Raw genomic sequence first — 623 nt, forward strand, 5'->3', positions numbered from 1 at the left:
GGACCAGCCGGAACACCGCGGAGGCGGTGCGCAGGCGGTGCTGGACGGTGTCCACGAGTCGGCGGACGGCGGGCCCGTCGTCGAGGTGGACGTGCCGGGAGAGCCGGGCGAGGGGCACCGCGGACTCCGGCGGCAGGCCGAACAGCTCGCTCAGGCCCTCGCTCCAGAGGATCCGGCCGCTGCCCGGCTGTTCCTCGAACCCGGCCACCCGGGCGAGGCGTTGGGCCTGGCGCAGCAGGTCGGTCTGCTCGGGCTCGCCGGACCGGTCGGTGTCGCGCTGCCAGCTGAGCAGGAGGTGCGGGCCGAGCGGGGCGACGGCGATCCGCAGCACGGCGGGTACCGCGATCCCGCCGCCCTGGAAGACCAGGCGCAGACGGTCGTCGGTCCGGGGTTCGCCGGTCTCGTGCGCCCGGAGCAGCGGTTCCAGCAGGCCGGTGGCGCAGGCCATCGGGTAGGTCTCCAGGAGGGAGGTGCCGTCCAGGCCGCTGCGGGGGCGGCCGAGCGGGTCCCGGAACAGCCGGTTGGTGCGCAGGACGGTGAAGTCCACGGCCCGGCCGTCCCGCAGGACGGGTGCGAGCAGCATGGCCGGGTCGAGCAGGCCGTCGAGCAGGTCGGCCTCCCGG

General features: G+C 76.1%; 1 pseudogene. It reads right to left on the reverse strand.

The annotated features are described in order from the left end of the window. Window positions 1-623: pseudogene (locus BI06_RS52175) on the reverse strand (antitermination regulator); the annotation flags it as partial.

Source organism: Kitasatospora sp. MBT66, from assembly GCF_000710405.2.
Lineage (GTDB): Bacteria > Actinomycetota > Actinomycetes > Streptomycetales > Streptomycetaceae > Kitasatospora > Kitasatospora purpeofusca.